The organism is Pseudomonas laurylsulfatiphila (genome assembly GCF_002934665.1).
GTDB lineage: Bacteria > Pseudomonadota > Gammaproteobacteria > Pseudomonadales > Pseudomonadaceae > Aquipseudomonas > Aquipseudomonas laurylsulfatiphila.
Genome location: NZ_NIRS01000002.1, coordinates 907,650 through 929,442 on the forward strand (window position 1 = coordinate 907,650; position 21,793 = coordinate 929,442).

General features: G+C 61.1%; 19 protein-coding genes. 15 read left to right on the forward strand and 4 right to left on the reverse strand.

Annotated elements, in window-relative coordinates:
• Nucleotides 1-237: 237 nt before the first annotated feature.
• The 5 genes from CD175_RS09900 to CD175_RS09920 all read left to right on the forward strand — a co-directional run bounded on the left by CD175_RS09900 (nt 238) and on the right by CD175_RS09920 (nt 6,336).
• Entirely contained in the window at nt 238-1,263 is a 1,026-nt protein-coding gene (locus CD175_RS09900) for an ABC transporter substrate-binding protein (RefSeq protein WP_104448741.1), read from the forward strand.
• A complete protein-coding gene (locus tag CD175_RS09905; protein ID WP_167399510.1) occupies nt 1,260-2,204 on the forward strand; it encodes an ABC transporter permease in 945 nt (314 codons plus the stop codon). Before CD175_RS09900 ends, CD175_RS09905 begins: the two co-directional genes overlap by 4 nt.
• A 6-nt stretch (nt 2,205-2,210) precedes the next feature.
• Nucleotides 2,211-3,020, forward strand: a complete 810-nt coding sequence (locus CD175_RS09910; protein WP_007976227.1) for an ABC transporter permease — start codon at nt 2,211-2,213, stop codon at nt 3,018-3,020.
• A gap of 16 nt (nt 3,021-3,036) precedes the next feature.
• A complete protein-coding gene (locus tag CD175_RS09915) occupies nt 3,037-4,191 on the forward strand; it encodes an ABC transporter ATP-binding protein (RefSeq protein WP_104448743.1) in 1,155 nt (384 codons plus the stop codon).
• 429 nt (nt 4,192-4,620) lie between these two features.
• On the forward strand, nt 4,621-6,336 hold the full coding sequence (locus tag CD175_RS09920; protein ID WP_104448744.1) for an amidase: 1,716 nt from the start codon (nt 4,621-4,623) through the stop codon (nt 6,334-6,336).
• A gap of 317 nt (nt 6,337-6,653) precedes the next feature.
• Here CD175_RS09920 and CD175_RS09930 read toward each other — a convergent pair whose 3' ends face one another.
• A complete protein-coding gene (locus tag CD175_RS09930; RefSeq protein WP_104448746.1) occupies nt 6,654-7,652 on the reverse strand; it encodes a bile acid:sodium symporter family protein in 999 nt (332 codons plus the stop codon).
• 84 nt (nt 7,653-7,736) lie between these two features.
• Here CD175_RS09930 and CD175_RS09935 point away from each other — a divergent pair, with 84 nt between their 5' ends.
• The gene (locus CD175_RS09935; RefSeq protein ID WP_104448747.1) at nt 7,737-8,525 is read left to right on the forward strand and encodes an AraC family transcriptional regulator; all 789 of its coding nucleotides are present in this window, start codon (nt 7,737-7,739) and stop codon (nt 8,523-8,525) included.
• 205 nt (nt 8,526-8,730) lie between these two features.
• On the opposite strand, the gene CD175_RS09945 is transcribed toward CD175_RS09935, so the two are convergent.
• Nucleotides 8,731-9,831 carry a polyamine ABC transporter substrate-binding protein gene (locus CD175_RS09945; RefSeq protein WP_104448748.1) on the reverse strand — a complete coding sequence of 367 codons (1,101 nt, stop codon included), beginning with the start codon at nt 9,829-9,831 and terminating at the stop codon, nt 8,731-8,733.
• A gap of 15 nt (nt 9,832-9,846) precedes the next feature.
• Here CD175_RS09945 and CD175_RS09950 point away from each other — a divergent pair, with 15 nt between their 5' ends.
• Nucleotides 9,847-10,053: a hypothetical protein gene (locus CD175_RS09950; protein WP_104448749.1), complete on the forward strand. Its 207-nt coding sequence runs from the start codon at nt 9,847-9,849 to the stop codon at nt 10,051-10,053.
• A 114-nt stretch (nt 10,054-10,167) separates the two neighbouring features.
• Here the strand turns inward: CD175_RS09950 and CD175_RS09955 are convergent, their stop codons facing one another.
• Entirely contained in the window at nt 10,168-11,493 is a 1,326-nt protein-coding gene (locus CD175_RS09955; protein ID WP_104448750.1) for an OprD family porin, read from the reverse strand.
• A 348-nt stretch (nt 11,494-11,841) separates the two neighbouring features.
• On the opposite strand from CD175_RS09955, the gene CD175_RS09960 reads away from it, so the two are divergent.
• Entirely contained in the window at nt 11,842-12,462 is a 621-nt protein-coding gene (locus CD175_RS09960; RefSeq protein ID WP_104448751.1) for a glutathione S-transferase family protein, read from the forward strand.
• Nucleotides 12,463-12,532: 70 nt separating this feature from the next.
• On the opposite strand, the gene CD175_RS09965 is transcribed toward CD175_RS09960, so the two are convergent.
• Nucleotides 12,533-13,939, reverse strand: coding sequence for a purine-cytosine permease family protein (locus CD175_RS09965; RefSeq protein ID WP_104448752.1), 1,407 nt, complete (start codon nt 13,937-13,939; stop codon nt 12,533-12,535).
• Between the two features lie 323 nt (nt 13,940-14,262).
• Between CD175_RS09965 and CD175_RS09970 the strand changes: the two genes are divergently transcribed.
• The 7 genes from CD175_RS09970 (at nt 14,263) to CD175_RS09995 (ending at nt 21,773) form a co-directional block, all read left to right on the forward strand.
• A complete protein-coding gene (locus CD175_RS09970; RefSeq protein ID WP_007976207.1) occupies nt 14,263-14,748 on the forward strand; it encodes a flavin reductase family protein in 486 nt (161 codons plus the stop codon).
• Between the two features lie 168 nt (nt 14,749-14,916).
• Nucleotides 14,917-15,960: an LLM class flavin-dependent oxidoreductase gene (locus CD175_RS09975; protein ID WP_104448753.1), complete on the forward strand. Its 1,044-nt coding sequence runs from the start codon at nt 14,917-14,919 to the stop codon at nt 15,958-15,960.
• A 150-nt stretch (nt 15,961-16,110) separates the two neighbouring features.
• Complete coding sequence (locus CD175_RS31320) at nt 16,111-16,263, forward strand: hypothetical protein (protein WP_167399511.1); 153 nt, start codon at nt 16,111-16,113, stop codon at nt 16,261-16,263.
• Nucleotides 16,264-16,353: 90 nt separating this feature from the next.
• Nucleotides 16,354-17,031 carry a cysteine hydrolase family protein gene (locus tag CD175_RS09980; protein WP_104448754.1) on the forward strand — a complete coding sequence of 226 codons (678 nt, stop codon included), beginning with the start codon at nt 16,354-16,356 and terminating at the stop codon, nt 17,029-17,031.
• 5 nt (nt 17,032-17,036) lie between these two features.
• Complete coding sequence (locus tag CD175_RS09985; RefSeq protein ID WP_104448755.1) at nt 17,037-18,389, forward strand: purine-cytosine permease family protein; 1,353 nt, start codon at nt 17,037-17,039, stop codon at nt 18,387-18,389.
• Nucleotides 18,390-18,942: 553 nt separating this feature from the next.
• Nucleotides 18,943-19,464 carry a Tli1a family immunity protein gene (locus CD175_RS09990; RefSeq protein WP_104448854.1) on the forward strand — a complete coding sequence of 174 codons (522 nt, stop codon included), beginning with the start codon at nt 18,943-18,945 and terminating at the stop codon, nt 19,462-19,464.
• Entirely contained in the window at nt 19,452-21,773 is a 2,322-nt protein-coding gene (locus tag CD175_RS09995; RefSeq protein WP_104448756.1) for a T6SS phospholipase effector Tle1-like catalytic domain-containing protein, read from the forward strand. The genes CD175_RS09990 and CD175_RS09995 overlap by 13 nt, the downstream gene beginning before the upstream one ends.
• Nucleotides 21,774-21,793: the final 20 nt, after the last annotated feature.

Here is a 21,793-nt window from a genome sequence, read left to right on the forward strand (position 1 = left end):
GATGTACCGCTATCGCGGGCAAGCCCGCTCCCACAGGAATGTGGCTAGGGATAAATCAACTTCATAAAGAGCAATTTGGCTGATAGCCGGTACGGCAAAGTGCTTGCACAAAGTTTGGAATACCATAATATGATATTCCATAGACCGGACAGTCAGCACTGACTCGACGGACCTACTGCTCCCGATAGGCGGGCACTCGAAGGCCCCGCTCATAAACACAACAATGAGGGCGTGAAAATGGTGTTGAACAAACGTGCGACCGCGGTTCTTTTTGCGGGACTGCTGAGCGTCACCAGCCAGGCATTGCTGGCGGCTGAAAGCGTCAACTTCGTGAGTTGGGGCGGCAGCACCCAGGATGCGCAAAAGCAGGCCTGGGCCGATCCGTTCAGCAAGGCCAGCGGCATCACCGTTGTGCAGGATGGCCCGACCGACTACGGCAAGCTCAAGGCCATGGTCGAAAGCGGCAACGTGCAATGGGACGTGGTCGATGTCGAAGCCGACTTCGCCCTGCGCGCCGCCTCCGAAGGCTTGCTCGAACCCCTCGATTTCAAAGTCATTGACCGCGACAAGATCGACCCGCGCTTCGTCAGCGATCACGGCGTCGGCTCGTTCTTCTTCTCCTTCGTCCTCGGCTACAACGAAGGCAAGCTCGGCGCCAACAAGCCTCAGGACTGGTCCGCGCTGTTCGACACCAAGACCTACCCCGGCAAACGCGCCCTCTACAAATGGCCAAGCCCTGGCGTGCTCGAGCTCGCGCTGCTGGCCGACGGTGTAGCGGCGGACAAGCTCTACCCGCTGGACCTGGACCGCGCGTTCAAGAAACTCGACACCATCAAGAAAGACATCGTCTGGTGGGGCGGCGGCGCGCAGTCGCAGCAACTGCTGGCCTCCGGTGAAGCGAGCATGGGCCAGTTCTGGAACGGCCGGATTCATGCCCTGCAGGAAGACGGCGCCCCGGTCGGCGTAAGCTGGAAACAGAACCTGGTCATGGCCGACATCCTGGTCATTCCCAAGGGTTCGAAAAACAAGGACGCGGCGATGACGTTCCTGGCCAACGCCAGCAGTGCCAAGGGCCAGGCCGACTTCTCCAACCTGACCGCCTACGCCCCGGTCAACGTCGACAGCGTGGCGCGCCTGGACTCGGCGCTGGCCCCGAACCTGCCGACCGCCTACGCAAAGGATCAGATCACTCTTGATTTCGCATACTGGGCCAAGAACGGTCCGGCCATTGCGACACGGTGGAACGAATGGCTGGTCAAATGAAAATGACGGCAACCGCGCCTCGTCCTTCCACGGCCTCCGGGAGCGCCATCGGCGCTGCCGGTTCGGCAGTCGGCCAGACCGTTGCAAAGCAACCCTCGCCATCGCTGAAGCAGCGTTGGCGTGGCGCCAGTAACCTGGTCCCCGCCCTGCTGTTTCTCGGCCTGTTCTTTCTCGCGCCGCTGATTGGCCTGCTGCTGCGCGGCGTGCTGGAACCGGTGCCGGGCCTGGGCAACTACGAGCAACTGTTCGCCAACTCGGCCTATGCCCGGGTCCTGCTCAATACCTTCTCGGTGGCGGGCCTGGTGACGCTGTTCAGCCTGCTACTGGGCTTCCCGCTGGCCTGGGCGATCACCCTGGTGCCGCGCGGCTGGGGGCGCTGGATTCTCAACATCGTGCTGTTGTCGATGTGGACCAGCCTGCTCGCCCGCACCTACTCCTGGCTGGTGTTGCTGCAAGCCTCTGGGGTGATCAACAAGGCGTTGATGGCGATGGGCATCATCGATCAACCGCTGGAGATGGTGCACAACCTCACCGGCGTGGTGATCGGCATGAGCTACATCATGATCCCGTTCATCGTGCTGCCGTTGCAGGCGACCATGCAGGCCATCGACCCGATGATCCTGCAGGCCGGTTCGATCTGCGGCGCCAGCCCCTGGACCAACTTCTTCCGGGTGTTCCTGCCGCTGTGCCGGCCGGGGCTGTTCTCCGGTGGCCTGATGGTGTTCGTGATGTCCCTCGGTTACTACGTGACCCCGGCGCTGCTGGGCGGTGCGCAGAACATGATGCTGCCCGAGTTCATCATTCAGCAGGTGCAATCGTTCCTCAACTGGGGCCTGGCCAGCGCCGGCGCCGCGTTGTTGATCGTGATCACGCTGGTGCTGTTCTACTTCTACCTGAAGCTCCAGCCGGAATCCCCGGTTGGCGCCAGCAACGCGAGGTAAGCCGTCATGCTCCTGACCCCCAATGCCATGAGCCGCCGGATGCGCTTCGGCCTCTATGCCACCACCGGGCTGATCGGTCTGTTCCTGCTGCTGCCGATCGTGTTCATCGTGCTGCTGTCGTTCGGATCGTCGCAATGGCTGGTGTTCCCGCCGCCGGGCTGGACGCTGAAATGGTACGGCCAGTTCTTCTCCAACGCCGACTGGATGAACGCGGCGATGGCCAGCCTCAAGGTCGCGGTGCTGACGACGTTCTTCGCCGTCGCGTTGGGCTTGCCGACCGCGTTCGCCCTGGTGCGCGGCCGCTTCCCCGGCCGGGAAATGCTCTACGGCCTGTTCACCCTGCCGATGATCGTGCCCCTGGTGATCATCGCCGTGGCGGTGTACGCGCTGTTCCTGAAACTGGGCTACACCGGGACCATGTTCGCCTTCGTGGTCAGCCATGTGATCGTGGCGTTGCCGTTCACCATCATCTCGATCATCAACTCGCTGAAGCTGTTCGATCAGTCGATCGAGGATGCGGCGGTGATCTGCGGCGCCTCGCGCCTGCAAGCGGTGTTCAAGGTGACCTTCCCGGCGATCCGCCCGGGCATGGTTGCCGGTGCCCTCTTCGCCTTCCTCGTCTCGTGGGATGAAGTGGTGCTGAGCGTGATGATGGCCAGCCCGACCCTGCAAACCCTTCCCGTGAAAATGTGGACCACCCTGCGCCAGGACCTGACGCCCGTGATCGCCGTCGCCTCGACGTTGCTGATCGGCCTCTCGGTATTGGTCATGGTGATCGCCGCCGCTCTGCGCCGGCGCAACGAAATCAGCGCTTGAGCGCCAGGAGTACGACATGAGTGCAGTGATCAAAGATTCCGCGCAGCAAAATGACAAACCCTTGGTCAGCCTGCGTAACCTGAACAAGCACTACGGCGACTTCGCCGCCGTGGACAACATCTCGCTGGACATCAAGGACGGTGAATTCCTCACCTTCCTCGGCTCCAGCGGCTCGGGCAAAAGCACTACGCTGTCGATGCTTGCCGGCTTCGAAACGCCGAGCAGCGGCGAGATCCTGGTCAACGGCCAGTCGCTGGTCAACGTGCCGCCGCACAAACGCGACATCGGCATGGTGTTCCAGCGCTACTCGCTGTTCCCGCACCTGTCCGTGCGCGACAACATCGCCTTCCCACTGGCCATTCGCAAACTGGCCACGGCCGAACGCGAACGCCGGGTCGATGCAATGCTCAAGCTGGTGCAGCTTGAGCAATTCGCCCATCGCCGCCCTTCGCAACTGTCCGGTGGCCAGCAGCAACGCGTCGCCATCGCCCGCGCACTGGTTTACGAACCACGCATTTTGCTGATGGACGAACCCCTCGGCGCGCTGGACAAAAAACTGCGCGAAGACTTGCAGGATGAACTGCGCCAGCTGCATCGGCGCCTGGGCATCACCATCGTCTACGTGACTCACGATCAGGAAGAAGCCATGCGCCTGTCCCAGCGCATCGCGATCTTCAGCCACGGCAAGATCGTTGGCCTGGGCAGCGGTTATGACCTGTACCAGAATCCGCCGAACGCCTTTGTCGCCTCGTTCCTCGGCAACTCCAACTTCCTCAAGCTCAAGGCCCAGGGCAATGCGGTGGCGACCTTCGAGGGGCAACCGCTGTCGATCCGACTCACCGCCAGCCTGCAAACCGACCAGGACGTGCTGCTGATGGTGCGCCCGGAAAAAGCCCTGGCCCTGAGCAACGAACAAGCCCTCGCCGAACCGCTGGCCGCCGGCTGGAACGAAGTCTCGGCCAAGGTCGTGGAAGTGTTGTTCCTCGGCGAAAGCCAGACCTGCAGCGTGATCACTGCCGGCGGCACCTCGATGACGGTCAAGGCACTGTCCGCCGCCGGTATGCCGCTCAAGGCGGGCGACCCGGTGCGGGTGCGTTGGGCCACCGCCGACGCCTGCGTCTACACCGAATGGGCCGAAAGCGACCTGAACAAGGCTGCCGGCGCTCACTGATCCATTGGCCTGCGCGCGCGGGCCACTATAATGAGTCACCCTCGGGCCACCACAACGTCGGGTTGTGGTGGCCTTTTTTTGGGGCTTGCACAGGTTTGAAGATCAGATCAGTTGTAGGAGCTGGCTTGTCGGGTCGCCGCATCGCAGCGATGGTCGTTAACGATATCGCGTGTGGGCTGAGTAAACGCGGCGCATTTGAGTCCATCGCCGGCAAGCCGGCTCCTACAGGTTCCAGGATGGCGTGAAGTCGCCTGTAAGATAAATTGGACAACGGATTCCTAAAATCCCGGTTTAATGCTAAATAGTGCTCAGTATTTTTAACACCCGACCCTGTCGTGCCACACAGTGCAACGAGAATAACGATATGAAAGTCCATTTCGAGAAAAGTGAAGTGTTTGGGACCCTCCACCTGCAAGCGGCGGTGGCAGCATGATCGAAGTTACCGAAGTTTCCATTGCCGAGCTGCGCGCCGCGCTCGAATCCGGCCAGACCACCTCGGTTGAACTGGTCCAGGCCTATCTCGCGCGGATCGACGCCTATGACGGCCCCGAGACGCCCACGGCACTGAACGCAGTGGTGGTGCGCAACCCCGAGGCCCTCGCCGAAGCGCAAGCCGCCGACGCCCGTCGCGCCAAGGGCCAGGTGCTGGGTCCGCTGGACGGCATCCCTTACACCGCCAAGGACAGTTACCTGGTCAAGGGCCTCACCGCCGCTTCCGGCAGCCCGGCCTTCAAGGACCTGGTCGCCTACCGCGATGCGTTCACCATCGAACGCCTGCGTGCCGCCGGGGCGATCTGCCTGGGCAAGACCAACATGCCGCCGATGGCCAACGGCGGGATGCAGCGCGGCGTCTACGGCCGCGCCGAGAGCCCGTACAACGCCGGCTACCTCACCGCCCCTTTCGCCTCCGGTTCGTCGAACGGTGCCGGCACGGCCACCGCGGCCAGTTTCGCCGCTTTCGGCCTGGCGGAAGAAACCTGGTCGAGTGGTCGCGGCCCGGCCTCGAACAACGGTTTGTGCGCCTACACCCCGTCGCGCGGAGTGATCTCGGTACGCGGCAACTGGCCGCTGACCCCGACCATGGACGTGGTCGTGCCGTTTGCCCGGACCATGGCCGACCTGCTCGAAGTGCTCGACGTGGTGGTGGCCGATGACCCGGACACTCGCGGTGACCTGTGGCGCCTGCAGCCATGGGTGCCCATTCCGAAATCGTCCGAGGTACGCCCGCAATCCTATGCCGCGCTGGCGGCGAACGGCGAAGCGCTCAAAGGCAAGAAGTTCGGCGTTCCGCGTATGTACATCAACGCCGACCCTGAAGCCGGCACCTCCGAAGCGCCGGGCATCGGTGGCCCCACCGGCCAGCGCATCAACACCCGTCCTTCGGTGATCGGTCTCTGGGAACAGGCGCGCAAGGCCCTCGAAGACGCCGGTGCGCAAGTGATCGACGTGGACTTCCCGCTGGTCTCCAATTGCGAAGGCGATCGCCCTGGCGCGCCGACCGTGTTCAATCGCGGCATCGTCTCCAAGGAATTTCTGCACCATGAACTGTGGGACCTGACCGCCTGGGCGTTCGATGACTTCCTGCAGGCCAACGGCGATCCGAAATTGAATCGCCTGGTCGATGTCGACGGCCCGCTGATCTTCCCTCACGACCCGGGCACCCTGCCCAACCGCGAGGGCGACCTGGTCGCCGGCATGGACGAATACGTGCGCATGGCCGAGCGCGGCATCACGCCGTGGGACCAGATCAGCACAGTGCCCGACGGCCTGCGCGGACTGGAGAAGACCCGCAAGATCGATCTGGAAGACTGGATGGATCGCCTGGGCCTCGACGCGGTGCTGTTCCCGACGGTCGCCGATGTAGCACCGGCGAATGCCGATGTCGATCCGCAGTCGGCGGATATCGCCTGGAGCAACGGTATATGGGTCGCCAACGGCAACCTCGCCATTCGTCACCTCGGCGTGCCAACGGTCACCGTGCCGATGGGCGTGATGCCGGACATCGGCATGCCGGTCGGCCTGACGTTTGCCGGGCGCGCCTATGACGACTCGTCGCTGCTGCACCTGGCATCGGCGTTCGAGTCCACCGGCAGCAAACGCATGATTCCGCCGCGCACCCCGCCATTGGCGGCTGACAAGCGGTAATGAGGCGCTGGCTTGCCAGCGATGGTCGTTAACGATAACGCGTGTGAACTGGATAAACGCGGTCCTTTGTAGGAGCTGGCCTGCCAGCGATGGTCGTTAACGATAACGCGGGTGAGCTGGATAAACGCGGTCCTTTGTAGGAGCTGGCCTGCCAGCGATGGTCGTTAACGATAACGCGGGTGAGCTGGATAAACGCGGTCCTTTGTAGGAGCTGGCCTGCCAGCGATGGTCGTTAACGATAACGCGGGTGAGCTGGATAAACGCGGCGCACTTGAGTCCATCGCCAGCAGGCTGGCTCCTACAGGTTTCCGGGATTTTCAGGGATCGACCTGGGCCATCAGTTCTGGAATCGATTCCGGCCGATTGGCAAAACGCTGCGCCAGTACCGCACAGACCATCAGTTGAATCTGGTGGAACAGCATCAACGGCAGGATCAACACGCCAATGGTGCTACCGGCAAACAACACCTGCGCCATCGGCACACCGGTCGCCAGGCTTTTCTTCGAGCCGCAGAAGAGAATGGTGATGCGGTCTTCCTGATTGAAGCCGAACGCCTTGCCCAGTACGGTCGAGGCCACCAACACCAGCGCCAGGACCACGCAGCACGCCACCACCAGCCCGACCAGGTCCAGCAGCGGAATCTGGTGCCAGAGGCCTTCGATCACCGCCTCGCTGAACGCGCCGTAGACCACCAGCAAAATCGAACCCTGATCGACGAATTTCAGCCAACTCTTGTTGCGTCCCACCCAGCTGCCGATCCAGCGCCGCGCGATCTGCCCGGCAATGAACGGTAGCAGCAACTGCACGCTGATCTTGAGAATGGCGTCGAGGGTCGAGGCACCTTCGCCGTGCACGTTGAGCAGCAGGGTCACCAGCAAGGGCGTGAGGAAAATCCCGAACAGGCTGGACGCCGCCGCGCTGCAAATCGCCGCCGGGATGTTGCCCCGCGCCAGCGAAGTAAAGGCAATCGCCGACTGCACCGTGGCGGGCAGCGCACACAGGTAGAGCATGCCCATGTACAGGTCATTGCCGATCAGCGGTGACAGCAGCGGTTTGAGCGCCAGGCCGAGCAGCGGGAACAGCACGAAGGTCAGGCTGAACACCAGCAAATGCAGGCGCCAGTGCCCGGCACCGGCAATGATCGACTCGCGGGACAGCTTGGCGCCATGCAGGAAAAACAGCAGCGCGATGGCGATGTTGGTCAGCCAGCCAAAACCGACCGCGACCTGGCCGCTGGCAGGCAGCAGGCTGGCGAGCGCGACCACGCCGATCAGGGTCAGGGTGAAGTTGTCGGGTAACAAACGGGGGCGCGTCATGGGTTGATCATCCGGGGGTTGCCAGTACGTGAAAGCGACTCTAACGTGACTGGATATTACCGACTAACGCCGATGAGCCCACCGATGCCGCCTAAAGGACATGACAAAAGTATCCGGCGCAGTATTCCCGGGCTGTCCAGCCTGCCTCGACCGCTCTACGGCCGTACCGAATCGCTGCCCAATCGCGCCCTGACCCGGCGCCATAGCCACCCGTGGGTGCAACTGTCCTATGCGATCCAGGGCGTGCTCGAAATCCAGACCGGCGTCGGGCGCTTCGTCGCCCCGCCGGAGCGTGCGGTGTGGATTCCGGCGGGCATGCCGCACCGGGTGTTCAGTTCGCCGCGCACGGAAATGCGCAGCCTGTACATCGATTGCAGCGTCTCGACCTGGGCGCCGCCGGGCTGTCATGTGTTGGCGGTCAGCGATCTGTTGCGCGAATTGATCCGTGCCTTCAGTCAGATTCCAGTGGAATACGATCAGGACGGAGCGCACGGCCGGTTGGCCCAGGTGATTCTCGATCAGTTGGCTGAGGCCCCGCAGATCGACCTGATGCTGCCCCTGCCCCAGGACAGCCGATTGCGGCAAATCGCGCAAAGCCTGGAGTCGCACCCCGAGCAACAAACCACCCTCAGTCACTGGAGCGACCAATTTGGCGTCACCGAGAAAACCCTCAGTCGCCTGTTCCTGCGCGACACCGGCCTGACCTTTCGCGCCTGGCGCCAGCGTTTGCGCCTGCTCGGCGCCCTGACACCCCTGGAACAGGGCGAGCGAGTGACCGACGTGGCGCTGGCTTGTGGCTACGACTCGACGTCGGCGTTTATCGCGGCGTTTCGTCAGCAGTTTGGTGAAACGCCGGGGGAGTTCTTCCGCTAATCACTGCACCTTCAATCTTTGTTGCCTGTCAGTCAGCCATCGCGGGCAAGCCCGCTCCCACAGGGTCATGGGTGCGCGCAAAACCTGTGCTCGACACAAAACCTGTGGGAGCGAGCTTGCTCGCGATGGCGCTGTGGCAGTCGACACATGCATTGACTGTCAGGTCGCTATCGCGAGCAGGCTCGCTCCTACAGGTTTTCCGGTGTTACTGATCGGACTTGATGCTGGTCCACACCCGCGTGCGCACCCGCTCGAGCTTTTGCGGCAATGGCTGCACGACGTACAGCGTACTCAATGCCTCGCTGGTGGGTGTCAGGTTCGGGTTACCGGTGATGTCCTTGTTGATCAGCGCCAGCGAGTCCTTGTTGGCATTCGGGTAACCGAGGAAGTCGCTGATCGGCGCGATGACTTTCGGGTCCAGCAGGTTGTTGAGGAATTCGTGGGCCTCGGCGACGTTCCTGGCGCTTTTCGGGATGGCGAAGGTGTCGAACCAGATCGGCGCGCCCTCTTTCGGCAGGCGCCAGTCGACGACCACACCGTTGCCCGCCTCTTTGGCGCGGTTGCCGAACTGATAGAAGCTGCCGGAATACCCGATGGCCACGCAGATATCGCCGTTGGCAATGTCGGTCATGTACTTGGCGGAGTTGAAGTAGGTGACGTAAGGGCGGACCTTGAGCATCAGCGCCTTGGCTTTTTCGTAGTCATCCGGGTTCTGGCTGTTAGGGTCCAGCCCCAGGTAATGCAGAGCCAGCGGCAGGATCTCCGATGGCGAGTCGAGCATCGCGACGCCACAGGCCTTGAGCTTCTCCATGTTCTCGGGCTTGAACACCAGGTCCCAGCTGTCCACTGGCGCATTCTCGCCCAGCGCCGCCTTGACCTTGGCCGGGTTGAAACCGATCAGCACGGTGCCATACATGTAGGGCACGCCGTACTGGTTGCCCGGGTCGTTCTTGTCCAGCAGCTTGAGCAACGCCGGGTCCTGGTGCGACCAGTTCGGCAACTTGGACTTGTCGAGTTTCTGGAACACGCCCGCCTTGATCTGGGTTTCGATGAACTGGTTCGAGGGCACCACCAGGTCGTAGCCCGAGTTGCCGGTGAGCAGCTTGGCTTCCAGGGACTCGTTGGTGTCGAAGGTGTCCCAGGTCACCTTGATCCCGGTGTCCCTGGCAAAATCCTTGGGTACGGACGGCAGGATGTAGTCCGCCCAGTTGTACACCCGCAATTCGTGCTGTTCGGCGTGCACCGCGCTGGCCAGCAGCGACAGTCCGCAAACGGTGGCGCCCAGTATGCGTTTCATTGAGTCCATGGATCATTTCCCCAAGTGTGGCGTGAGTTCGATGGTTTTTATGTTCTGTACACGGCAGCGGCCTTGAAAATTGCCAAGGGTAAGGAAGTGAAGTTTCTGGTTGTGATTCTTGCCGAGGGCGTGACCGGTTCACAGCGTGAGTCAGGCCAAAAGGAGATCGAAACGGCCAAAATACCTGTCCGCATTGATCAGCGATGCGACAGTGCGGCGGCCAGCCCATGAATCGATTTTTGTGGGAGCGAGCCTGCTCGCGAAAGCGGTGTATCAGACACATTGATGTCGACTGGCACACCGTCTTCGCGAGCAGGCTCGCTCCCACAGGGGGGATGTGCGTGATTACAGCAATGACAAGGTGTAATTGATGATGAACCGGCTCTGGTCCACATTGCGGCCGGCGTCGGTGTTCGATTTGGCATTACGCAGTGTGAACCCCACCCCTTTGAACGTGCCCGACTGCAACACGTAGTCCAGGGTCATGTCGCGCTCCCATTCGGACTGATCGCTGGCGTTTTGTGCCTTGATGTCCGTGCCCTTCAGATACGCGATCGAGGCTTTCAGGCCCGGCACGCCCATGGGCGCGAAGTCGTAGGTGTATTGCCCGAAGTTCGTCTGCTCTCCGGCGCGTGCAAAGTTCTGGATCATCTTGTCGGTGGGCAGGTAGACACTGCCGCCGCCCGCCCCTTTGTCCACCAGGCTGCCCTGGTTGGGCTGGACGAAGTTGCTGCCGTCGCCCACCCGTTGATGACCCACCGACACCGCATGCCCGCCATGGGTGTAAGTGAGCATCGCCACCCAGGTGCTGTTGTCGATTTCACCGTCGTTGTCGTCGGTGTATCCGGATACCCGATAACCTTGCGCGCGGCCAGAGGCTGAGTTATTGACACCGCTGGACGTGGTGCGGAAGTAGCGCAGGTCGGTGGTCAGTGAGCTGGCGCTGTCGATGGACAGAATGTGCGTCAGGCCGAGAAAGCTCTGGTTGTAGAAATCTTCCAGCTGCGCGAAGTAATACTGCGTCTTGAGACTTTTGGTGAGGTTGTAGTCAGCACCGGCGTAGTAGAACTTGTTGCTGTCCTGGGTGCTACCGGCGACTGACAGGCCTGTACGGTCGGTCGAGGCGCGCCCTACCGCGTGCTCCAGCACACCGCTGGTCAACGTCAGGCCTTCGATGTCGTTCGAGGTGACCTGCGCACCGGTAAACGATTGCGGTAACACACGCGCATCGTTGGCCAGCAGGATCGGCAACTTCGGCAGCAAGGTGCCGTAGCGAAATTCAGTCCTGGCCAGGCGCATCTTCGCCGTGGGGCCGAAGCTGCTCCAGGTGTCGGCCGCGCCGTCGCCGTCGGAAGGAATCATGCCGCTACCGACGTGGCGCCCCGCTCCGCTGTCCAGCGTGATGCCGAGCAATGCCTGGGCATCGAGCCCGAACCCTACCGCGCCCTGGGTGAACCCGGACTCATAGCGCAACACGAAGCCTTGGGCTGACTCTTCGGTTTTCGAAGGCTCCGCTGCGCCATCGCGATTGTCGCTGTTGAAGTACAGGGTGCGCATCGACAGGCTGGCCTTGCTGTCTTCGAGAAAACCATGGGCGGCGGAATCGGCGGCCTGTGCACACAGCGAACCGGTGGCCAACAGGACTGCGGTGGGAATCGCGCGTTTGAACATAGGGTGCTCCTGGGTGTTTCTTATCGTTATTTGAAGGTTTCACTGCCAGGCAGGCCCTGATTGCCGCCCACGCCACAGCGCTCAACACGAGTGCGACAACAGGCGCGCTCGATGAGTGATGTGAATCGTTCGAGGTGAGGGTTTACTGGCTGGCTTGTGAAACTCTTAAAACATTTCGGCAGGCTATTATCAAACGCGGTGAAAGTAGTTTTCGTAGAGGGATACGGCTTGTCGCGCAGGGGTATGGACGATCACAGTTTTTGAATATCGGTGCGGCGGATTTTCATCATACTGACCTCATCGGCAGTGTTCGCTGGCTGCCTGTGGGTCACCCAAGGAGCAATGCCCATGAACGATCGGATAGAGCTGTTCGGCGCCAATACCGGCAACAGTCTGCGGGCCGCGATCGCCCTCGAAGAGTCGGGCATCGCCTACACGGCACGCAGGCTCGACCTGTATGCACAGGAGCACCGCGGGCCGGACTACCTGGCGCTCAACCCGGCCGGGAAAGTGCCGACCCTGATCGATCACGGGACGACGCCGATGCTGGTCATCAACCAGTCCAACGCCATCATCCAGTACGCCGACTCCATTGCCCCCGGAAAGCTGGCACCGGCGCAGCCGGGACCTGTGCGCACCCGAGTGATCGACCGCTATTTCTTTTTCGTGACCGATGTCATCGCCCCCAGCCATGCCGCGTTTTTCCTGCACAAGGAAGGGCAGGACAAAGCGGCGGCGATCATCGATCTGCGGGTGATCGAACAACTGACCTACTCGGAAAGTTTTTTGACCGGCGAATTCATGGCCGGCGAACAGTTTTCCATGGCCGACATTTCGGCGTTCACCATTACCATGGCATTCCGTGACCGGCTGGACTGGAAGCTGCTTCCACAGCTATCGCGCTGGTTCGACACGGTCGAAGCCAGGCCGGCGGTACAACGCGGCTTGAATGTGTTCAAGCATTCCTGAGCGGTCAGCGAACACAAAAATGCCCGGCGACGCGCCGGGCATTTTCAATCGAACACCAAACGATTTTGCCTCAATCGGTGTAGCCGAACGTCACCGCACGGCTTTCCTGCGCCTGGCTTCGCGTAGCGAGGCAGTAGTACAACGGGCATGTCACCACCAGCCCCACCAGCCACGACAGGTCCGCACCGTCCACCAGATTGGCGTACGGCCCGACATACAGTGAAGTGTTGGCGAATGGCAACTGCACGATGATGCCGATGAAGTAGGCGATGATTGCGTGCAGGTTGAAGCGCCCGTAGATGCCGCCGTCCGCGCGGAAGATCGAGGCGATGTCGTAGCGGCGACCCTTGATCAGGTAGAAGTCGATCAGGTTGATCGACGCCCAGGGCACCAGCACCAGCAGCAGCGCCAGAATCAGGCCGATGAACTGCGAAATGAAGTTCGCCGAGGCACCCAGCGCCACCACGCAACAACCCGCCAGGACGATGCCCGACAACACCACGCGCACTTTGATGCTCGGCGTCCACTGGCTGGCGAAGGTCTGGATCGAGGTGATGATCGACAGCACCGCGCCATACAGATTCAGGGCGTTGTGGCTGATGATGTTGAGCAGGAACAGCACCATCAGGATCGGCCCCAGCCAACCGGTGGACTGCTTGACCGCCGCCATCGCCTCGGTGCCTTCGGGCGTCGCCAGTACCGCCACGGCACCGAAGGTGAACGACAGGATCGTGCCCAGGGTCGCCCCCAGGTAAGTGGCGAAGAACGGCCGGGTGATGCCGATGTCCGCCGGCAGGTAACGCGAGTAGTCCGACACATACGGCGAGAAGCTGATCTGCCAGATGATGCCCAGCGAGACCGTGGCCAGCCAGCCCGACAGGTTGAACCCGCCGCGAGTGAAGAAGTCCGCCGGCAGGTCATGGGCGAAGATATAGAGGAAACCGGCGAGCAACGCGCTGCCCATGACCCAGGTGCCGATGCGGTTCAGGGTGTGGATGAAGCGATAACCGATCACCCCGATGGCCGTGGCGCTGAGGGCACCGATCAGAATGCTCGCCGGCACCGGAACCGACGGCGCAATGCCGACGATCGATTTGCCTGCCAGCACGATGTTGGAGATGAAGAAACCGATGTAGATCAACGCGGCGAAGAACACGATCAGCAGCGCGCCATAGCGGCCGAACTGACCACGACTCTGGACCATCTGCGGAATGCCCATGCACGGCCCCTGGGCCGACGCCAGCGCAATCACCACACCGCCGACCATGTGCCCGAGGGCAATTGCCAGCAGGCCCCAGAACAGATTGAGGTGGAACACCTGGACCACCATGGCGCCGGTGACGATGGGCAGTGGCGCGATGTTGGTGCTGAACCACAGGGTGAAAAGATCGCGGGCCTTCCCATGGCGCTCTGCGAGTGGAACGTAGTCGACCGTGTGGTTCTCGATCAACGGATCTTGCCGGGACATCTGGGACATGTGCATGAACTCGAGTTTGTCTGTTCTTATCTTTGTATGAAGCCAAACCGGGAGGACTCTCTGGCCGCCCCTCAGATGCGGACCATATTATGGTATTCCAAACTTTAAACAAGACTGATCCGGTCTTTGAACAAGCCTCTGATCCGGTATCCTGCCCGATTCACGCCCACATTTGCTAGCTAATAGCCCCGTAATCATTGGGCTTCCGACGACAGCCGTACGTTTATCGGTTCCCTCAAAAAGACCTTGCAATCGATGTATTACGGTATACCATCAGACCTACAAACACATAAAAACGCGTCACACCACCCGAGGACCGTCCAATGATCGATGCCGCCATCTACAAACAAGTCATGGGCTCGTTCCCGTCCGGAGTGACCGTGATCACTACACTGGATGAAGATGGGCAAATCGTCGGCCTGACCGCCAGCGCCTTCAGCTCGTTGTCGATGGACCCGGCCCTGGTGCTGTTCTGCCCCAACTACAGCTCCGACTCCTACCCGGTCCTGATCAGGAACAAACGTTTTGCGATCCACGTGCTTTCCGGCGGCCAGCAAAGCGAAGCCTATGCCTTCGCGCGCAAAGGCAAGGACAAGGCCCAGGGGATCGAGTGGACGCTCAGCGAGTTGGGCAACCCGATCCTGGCCAACGCCACGGCGGTCATCGAGTGCGAGTTGTGGCGCGAATACGAAGGCGGCGACCACGCCATCATGGTCGGCGCGGTGAAAAACCTGATCGTGCCCCAACAGAGCAGCGGGCCACTGGTGTATTGCCACGGCAAGATGGGTGCCCTGCCCGTCCTGGCCTGACCATTGGAAAGATCGCAGCCTGCGGCAGCTCCTACAGGGGGCAACGCATCTCGTTGTAGGAGCTGCCGAAGGCTGCGATCTTTTGCCCCTCAATACATATTATGGTATACCAATAATCAACAGGCCCGCAGTCGACAGGCCAACAACAAAAGATCCGAGGTAAGCGTCATGAAGTTTTCCCTGTTCGTACACATGGAACGTTGGGACGAAAGCGTCAGCCACCGCCAGTTGTTCGAAGACCTGACCGAACTGACGCTGATGGCCGAAGCCGGTGGTTTCAGCACCGTGTGGATCGGCGAACACCACGCCATGGAGTACACCATTTCGCCGAGCCCGATGCCGTTGCTGGCTTATCTGGCGGGCAAGACCACTACCATTCACCTCGGTGCTGGCACCATCATCGCGCCGTTCTGGCATCCGCTGCGGGTGGCCGGTGAATGCGCGTTGCTCGACGTGATCAGCAACGGCCGCATGGAAGTCGGCCTGGCCCGTGGCGCCTACCAGATCGAGTTCGACCGCATGGCCGGCGGCATGCCAGCCTCCTCCGGCGGCCAGGCGTTGCGGGAAATGGTTCCGGTGGTGCGGGCCTTGTGGAACGGCGACTACGCCCATGACGGCGACATCTGGAAATTCCCCACCTCCACCAGCGTGCCCAAGCCGATCCAGCAGCCGAACCCGCCCATGTGGATCGCCGCCCGCGACCCGGACTCGCACAACTTCGCGGTGGCCAACGGCTGCAACGTCATGGTCACGCCGCTGATGAAAGGCGACGAGGAAGTCCTCGACCTGAAGAACAAATTCCAGGCCGCCCTGGACAACAACCCGGACGTGCCGCGCCCGCAACTGATGGTGCTGCGTCACACCCACGTGCACACCGCTGACGATCCAGAAGGCTGGAAAGTCGGGGCCAAGGCGATCTCGAAGTTCTATCGCACCTTCGATGCCTGGTTCGGCAACAAGACCACCCCGGTCAACGGCTTCCTCGCGCCGAGTCCGGAAGAGAAGTTCGCCGGTCGCCCCGAGTTCGAACTCGAGAGCCTGCACAAGACCGCCATGATCGGCACCCCGGAAGAAATCATTCCGCGCATCAAGTACTACCAGGAACTGGGCGTGGACGAATTCAGCTTCTGGTGCGATAACAGCCTGCCCCACGCGGAGAAGAAAAAATCCCTGGAGCTGTTTATCAAGCATGTGGTGCCAGCGTTCCGCTGATTGCGCCGCCCTGCGACATCAACTGTAGGAGCGAGCTTGCTCCGGGCGGCGTTCCGACGATGGACGCCAACGATAACGCGGGCCATCTGAATGAACGCGTTGTCCAGAGTTTTTCGCGAGCAGGCTCGCTCCTACAGGGGGTCGATTTCCATGTTCACTGATCGTCTCCCATCACGTGCCCTCCCCTCCGGCGCCGCGCGGGCTTATCTGCGCGGTGAATGGACCGCCTCGCACCTGCATTTCAAGCGTCTGCGCGCCAGCGTTTCGGCCAAGCAGAACGGCTTCTGGCAAATAGTTCACTGAGCCCACCCGAACAGCCAATCACGCACCCCGCGTCTCGCCATGGCCTGGCGCGTGCGGTGTCTTGTATTCGCCTTTGATCAGGTTTGCCCAATGAACAATAACAACGCGCTGTTGATCATCGACATGCAGCAGGAGGACGCTTTCGTCCTGGAAAACTTCGATAGGGTGCTCGCCCATACCGCCACCCTGCTCGATAGCGCCCGCCATCAGCGGATGCCTGTCATCTATACCCGCCACATCAATCAGGCCGACGGCAGTGACCTGCCCCACGGCGAACCCCTGGCCGCCGACGGTGGCCCCGGCGGTTACCGCGCCGGCACCCGGCAAGTGGAAATCATCGAGTCGCTGACACCGCAATCCGGTGAATTGATCATCGACAAGGGCCGTTACAGTGCCTTTCACCGCACCGACCTCGATGCCCGACTCAGGGCCATGGAGGTCGACACGCTGATCGTCTGCGGCGTGTTGACCGACGTCTGCGTACTGACCAGCGTGTTCGATGCCTTTGCCCTGGGCTATCGCGTACGCCTGGTCAGCGATGCCTGCACCACGACCACCGAGGCCGGGCATTATTCGGCCCTGCTGATCATGGCCAACTGGGTCTACTCGCTGGAAATCCTCACCACGACCGAATGCCTGCGCGCCCTGGAACAGCGCGACTACCTGAGCCTGATCCCCGAGCGCCCGGACCTGTTTGCCCACCAGCCCCATGAGCTGCAAAGCACCATCGCCCGTCTGCAATCCCGTCTCGTCCGGACTCAGGAGTGATCGCCATGCAAGTCGAAAAAAGAAGCATCGATTTCATCCCCGAAACCGAACGCCACGGCAAGCCGGGTTCGCTGTTCTATATCTGGTTCGGCGCCAACATGAACATCACCACCATCGCCTCCGGCGTGTTGCCGGTGGTGATGGGGCTCAACCTGTTCTGGAGCGCCCTGGCGATCATCGTCGGCTCGTTGCTGGGGGCGATTTTCATGGCCTCCCACTCGGCCCAGGGACCGAAGCTGGGCATTCCGCAAATGATCCAGAGCCGGGCGCAATTCGGCGTGCTGGGGGCGGTGTTGCCGCTGCTGTTCGTGATGCTGATTTACCTGGGCTTCTTCGTCAGCAACACCTTGCTCGCGGCCCAGGCGCTGGAGTCCGTCAGCCCGCTGCCGATGTCCGGCAACATCTACCTGATCGGCGCGTTGTGCTTCGTCGTCGCTCTCTATGGCTATCGGTTGATTCACCGTTTGCAGAAGCTGCTGTCGATCCTGTCGCTGGTGGTGTTCGTGGCCGCCACGGTGCTCGCCTTGCAGTTGCCGATCCCGGCCGAACAATGGCTGCCGACCGGCTTCTCGTTGTCGAAGTTCCTGGTGGCGGTGAGCATCGCCGTGACCTGGCAACTGTCCTACGCGCCTTACGTCGCCGACTACTCGCGCTACCTGCCGAGCAATACGCCGACCGCCCAGGTGTTCTGGTACAGCTACGCCGGCACGGTCAGCGGTGGTGCGTGGATGATGATTCTCGGGGCGATCCTGAGCGTCGGCATCGGCGACTTTTCCAGCAACGTCGGCGGGCATGTCGCCGGTTTGTTCGGCACTGGTGCGGTGCTGCTGTTCGCCTTCATCGTCTATGGCCAGGTGTCGATCAACGTGTTCAACCTGTACGGCGCGTTCATGTCAACCATCACCGTGATCGAGCCTTTCGCCCGACTCAAGGTGACGCCGCGGGTGCGCGGTGTGTTCATGCTGCTGATCAGCCTGGTGGCCACGGCCCTGTGCACCATCAGTCAGGACGACTTCATCAACTTCTTCCTGAACTTCATCTTCTTCATGAGCTACTTCCTGATCCCGTGGACGGCGATCAATCTGGTGGACTACTACTGCCTGCGCAAAGGGCAGTACCGGATTGACGACATCTTCGACCTGGACGGGATCTACGGGCGGGTCAACCGGATTGCCTGCGGCAGTTTCCTGCTGGCGATCGCCCTGGAAATTCCGTTCATGAACACCACGCTGTACGTCGGCCCGGTGGTCACGGCGCTGGACGGGGTGGATCTGGCGTGGGTTGTCGGGTTGCTGGTGCCGGCGGTGAGTTATTACTGGCTGATGAAAATGAACGCGCGCGTCAGCGTACCTGCTTAGTCATCAGCATTTGACGGCAAAAAGATCGCAGCCTGCGGCAGCTCCTACAAAGGGTGAGACGTGCATCCCTGTAGGAGCTGGCGAAGCCTGCGATCTTTTTTCCTGCGGAGTAATCACCGTTGGACGGCAAAAAGAATCGGAGCCTGCGGCAGCTCCTTGTATTTCGACTATCGCTCCGTCAGGAGCGATAGTTCTCGACTGATCATCGAGGGAGGGCTCTGAAAGGCGCGCAGCTCCTCAGGCGTTAAGCCTGCAACAACGTAGCAGGCTAATTACCGGATGCATCCTACAAAGCACACGGAAACGTCCTATTTGTAACTAAATCAACTTCGCCAAAGCTATGCAGCCCCAGGACCGGGGCGCTAACGCAGCTCTTCCTGCTCGCCCCCATTCAGACCAGGAAGGCCTGACCATGCTCACCCAACTGTCCACCCTCTTCGATGACAGCCACCTCAACCGCTGGGGCCGTAACCTCGACCATGGTCCCGATGTCCTCGCCCTCCCCGGCAGCAAACGCCTTGCCCACCCCTTCACCCATCACGTCGAACGGCTTATGCCGAGATTGTCATCCGCTACGTATCCGCTGTCCTTGTTCTGCGTTCTGGTCGGTACGTTGTTCGCTCAAAGCACCCAGGCTGGCACGCTTGAAGCCGTCAATCACACCCACTGGGCCATCAATCGATTCAGCGTTGAGGGTCGTTCGGGGATCGACATCATTGGGCCGTACCAGGGCGGGGGTGGGGGGTGTTGTTACAGCGCGCCGTCGCGCTGGAAGTCGGGGATGACGGTGCGTGTTGATTGGGAGACTGGGGTGGCCTATCCCGACGGTTTTCCCGGTTTTGCCGATGAAGCTAAATACGACGCTTGGGCAGAACAAATAAGGACTCAAAAACGCAAACACAGCCAAATAGTCCCCGTCCCGGACTACTCCGGCCAGAAAACCTGCGGCCTCACCGTGCACTTCCTGCCCTGCGATGACCTCCTGGTCACCACCTCTTGTTACGCCTACGGCAGCCCCGAATACCCGATCAAAACCCCATTGCACTTGCCGGAGCCTCAGTCATGTCCGAAGTGAAACATGCCAGCGTCTGCTATCCGCCGCCATTTCCGCTGGAGGGTCGTTTGCCCCGTCGGGCACACCAGGTTCAGCAAAACATATCGCGCCATAGGCAACAGGAACGTGACTATCAGGATGCCCTGTCCGTGGCAGCCGGTCGTCGTGTGATGCTGCCATGCTGCAAGTCCTTGCATATCAGCCTGTTCTTCGACGGCACCGGCAATAACCTCAACAATGACCTGTACGAATCCACTCCCCCCCACCCGACCAATATTGCCCGGTTGTTTCGCGCGACTATTGGCGACGGCCATGCCGGCGGCACCGGCCACCGCGACAGCACCTCCCAGCGGCTGACCGATGCCGCGGGCACGGGTTACGGCCAGTACTTCAAGTACTACATGCCCGGTGTGGGGACGCCTTTTGCGGAAGTCGGCGATCTGGATTACACCATGCTGGGTTTGGCCGGCGCCTGGTACGGCGAGGAGCGGATCAACTGGGGCTTGCTGATGATCATCGATGCCCTGCGTCGCGCGCTGGGCCAGCCACGGCTGGACGACGCCAGTCTGCTGGCGGCGGTCAAGGCCATGGGCACGGTACCGGGCATGGAGTGGGCGACGGGGCAGACGAACCGCCGCGTCGAGTTTCGCAAGCAGCTCAAGGCCATTGAAAAACCACTGCACTTCGCCTTGAGCCAGCCGCAGCCCGGTATCTCGAAACTCTTGGGTATCAAGCTGTTTGTCTATGGTTTTTCCCGTGGCGCGGCGGCGGCGCGGGCCTTTGTCAGTTGGCTGAACGAGCTGATGCGTTATACGCCAGCACTGAAGCTGGACGATCTGGAGCTTCCCGTCAGCGTGGAGTACCTGGGGCTGCTGGACACCGTGGCCTCGGTGGGCTTCGCCGATATCGTACCGGTCGCGAACGGTCATATGAGCTGGGCCGATGGCAATCAGGAGTTACCCGGTGGCGGACTGGTCAAGCGCTGTTTGCACCTTGTGGCCAGTCATGAGCAGCGATTGTGTTTTCCGTTGGAATCGATTCGGCGTGAGAGCGGTGTGTACCCGGTCAATAGTGTGGAAGTGATCTATCCGGGTGTGCATTCCGATCAGGGTGGGGGCTACCCGCCGGGGGATCAAGGCAAGGCTGGTAACAAGGACAGCATTGAAGGCGATGGTTTGTTGCTGTCGCAGATCGCGCTGAATGATTTGTATGGCGATGCCTTCGCTTTCGGGGCCCCCTTCAAAGTACCGAAAAATACATTGCCAATCGAATTACGCGATGAGCTCTGGCGGGCTATGGAAGATGATTTGGCACAACAGTTTGATGTTTCTACAAGTCTGGTCACACGCTTCAACGCCTGGCGCCAACTAACGCTGAGACTACCATCTGTAAATCAACCGCTACCCACCGATCAAACAGAGCGATACGAACCGCTACCATCCACCATTACCCTCGAACAGGCCGTACGCGAACAACTCGGCTGGATCACCGCCTGGCGCATCGACCGCTATGCCTTTGCCAGTCTGAGAAAGACCGCTTTCTATCTAGACGCGAGCGATACCCACGCTGATCCCGACACACGAGCCACCGCCGAGACCCAGCGTAAAAAAGCCCAGGCGGACATCGAAAAAAACCGCCTCCAACAACGCGCCCGCGAACGCAACGGGCGCACGCCGAAAACGCCCCTGGCGCCCGGACTCCCGAGTTTCGATCCGGATATCGCAAGAACCCAACTGCGCGAAGCAGCCGAGGAGTTCCGTGCGAACTACCACGACCCCGATCACCTGGCCTCAAGTCTGAGCCGAGTACTACCGGCCAACGCCCCGTCTGTAGCCGTCCTGCGCATCATCACCGCCGATGCGCGGGTCGAATGCCGGCAGATGAAGGCCGCCGGTCGAGCCAGGGTCAGCGAGTTGTTTCCACCTCCGGAACGCGAACGCAATCACTGGGACGAAAAAAGCCGTGGCAATGTCGACGAGAGCCGCAATGCCAATCAGCCGGCGGGACTGCTGCGTGCACTGTTCGATGATCAAGTCCACGACTCTCGCGCCTGGTTCCTTTATTCGTTCGGGCGCGAACCGCTGGGCAGCTATTTTCGCGAACGCATGGTGTTCTTCGGTGAAGCCAGCCGCAGGGAACTGGCGCTCAATCCCGAAATGCAGGCGGCAATGCTGGCGAGCGGCATGCCACTGCCAGCCTATGCACCTGCCGTGGCGGCAGGACCTCCCGTCATGGATGCCCAACAGCTGGCTGAGGTCCACCAGGCCATCGACGCCATCTGGGAAGACTTTTACAGCAAGCTCGGCGAGGCAGACGATGCACAGGCCTGACTCGGTGGTTCGACACTCGG

What these genes read in the sequence shown, in the direction of transcription:
- CD175_RS09900 (WP_104448741.1), top strand. Translation starts at nt 238, where the DNA reads ATGGTGTTGAACAAACGTGCGACCGCGGTTCTTTTTGCGGGACTGCTG.
- CD175_RS09905 (WP_167399510.1), top strand. Translation starts at nt 1,260, where the DNA reads ATGAAAATGACGGCAACCGCGCCTCGTCCTTCCACGGCCTCCGGGAGC.
- CD175_RS09910 (WP_007976227.1), top strand. Translation starts at nt 2,211, where the DNA reads ATGCTCCTGACCCCCAATGCCATGAGCCGCCGGATGCGCTTCGGCCTC.
- CD175_RS09915 (WP_104448743.1), top strand. Translation starts at nt 3,037, where the DNA reads ATGAGTGCAGTGATCAAAGATTCCGCGCAGCAAAATGACAAACCCTTG.
- CD175_RS09920 (WP_104448744.1), top strand. Translation starts at nt 4,621, where the DNA reads ATGATCGAAGTTACCGAAGTTTCCATTGCCGAGCTGCGCGCCGCGCTC.
- CD175_RS09930 (WP_104448746.1), bottom strand. Translation starts at nt 7,652, where the DNA reads ATGACGCGCCCCCGTTTGTTACCCGACAACTTCACCCTGACCCTGATC.
- CD175_RS09935 (WP_104448747.1), top strand. Translation starts at nt 7,737, where the DNA reads ATGCCGCCTAAAGGACATGACAAAAGTATCCGGCGCAGTATTCCCGGG.
- CD175_RS09945 (WP_104448748.1), bottom strand. Translation starts at nt 9,831, where the DNA reads ATGGACTCAATGAAACGCATACTGGGCGCCACCGTTTGCGGACTGTCG.
- CD175_RS09955 (WP_104448750.1), bottom strand. Translation starts at nt 11,493, where the DNA reads ATGTTCAAACGCGCGATTCCCACCGCAGTCCTGTTGGCCACCGGTTCG.
- CD175_RS09960 (WP_104448751.1), top strand. Translation starts at nt 11,842, where the DNA reads ATGAACGATCGGATAGAGCTGTTCGGCGCCAATACCGGCAACAGTCTG.
- CD175_RS09965 (WP_104448752.1), bottom strand. Translation starts at nt 13,939, where the DNA reads ATGTCCCAGATGTCCCGGCAAGATCCGTTGATCGAGAACCACACGGTC.
- CD175_RS09970 (WP_007976207.1), top strand. Translation starts at nt 14,263, where the DNA reads ATGATCGATGCCGCCATCTACAAACAAGTCATGGGCTCGTTCCCGTCC.
- CD175_RS09975 (WP_104448753.1), top strand. Translation starts at nt 14,917, where the DNA reads ATGAAGTTTTCCCTGTTCGTACACATGGAACGTTGGGACGAAAGCGTC.
- CD175_RS31320 (WP_167399511.1), top strand. Translation starts at nt 16,111, where the DNA reads ATGTTCACTGATCGTCTCCCATCACGTGCCCTCCCCTCCGGCGCCGCG.
- CD175_RS09980 (WP_104448754.1), top strand. Translation starts at nt 16,354, where the DNA reads ATGAACAATAACAACGCGCTGTTGATCATCGACATGCAGCAGGAGGAC.
- CD175_RS09985 (WP_104448755.1), top strand. Translation starts at nt 17,037, where the DNA reads ATGCAAGTCGAAAAAAGAAGCATCGATTTCATCCCCGAAACCGAACGC.
- CD175_RS09990 (WP_104448854.1), top strand. Translation starts at nt 18,943, where the DNA reads ATGCCGAGATTGTCATCCGCTACGTATCCGCTGTCCTTGTTCTGCGTT.
- CD175_RS09995 (WP_104448756.1), top strand. Translation starts at nt 19,452, where the DNA reads ATGTCCGAAGTGAAACATGCCAGCGTCTGCTATCCGCCGCCATTTCCG.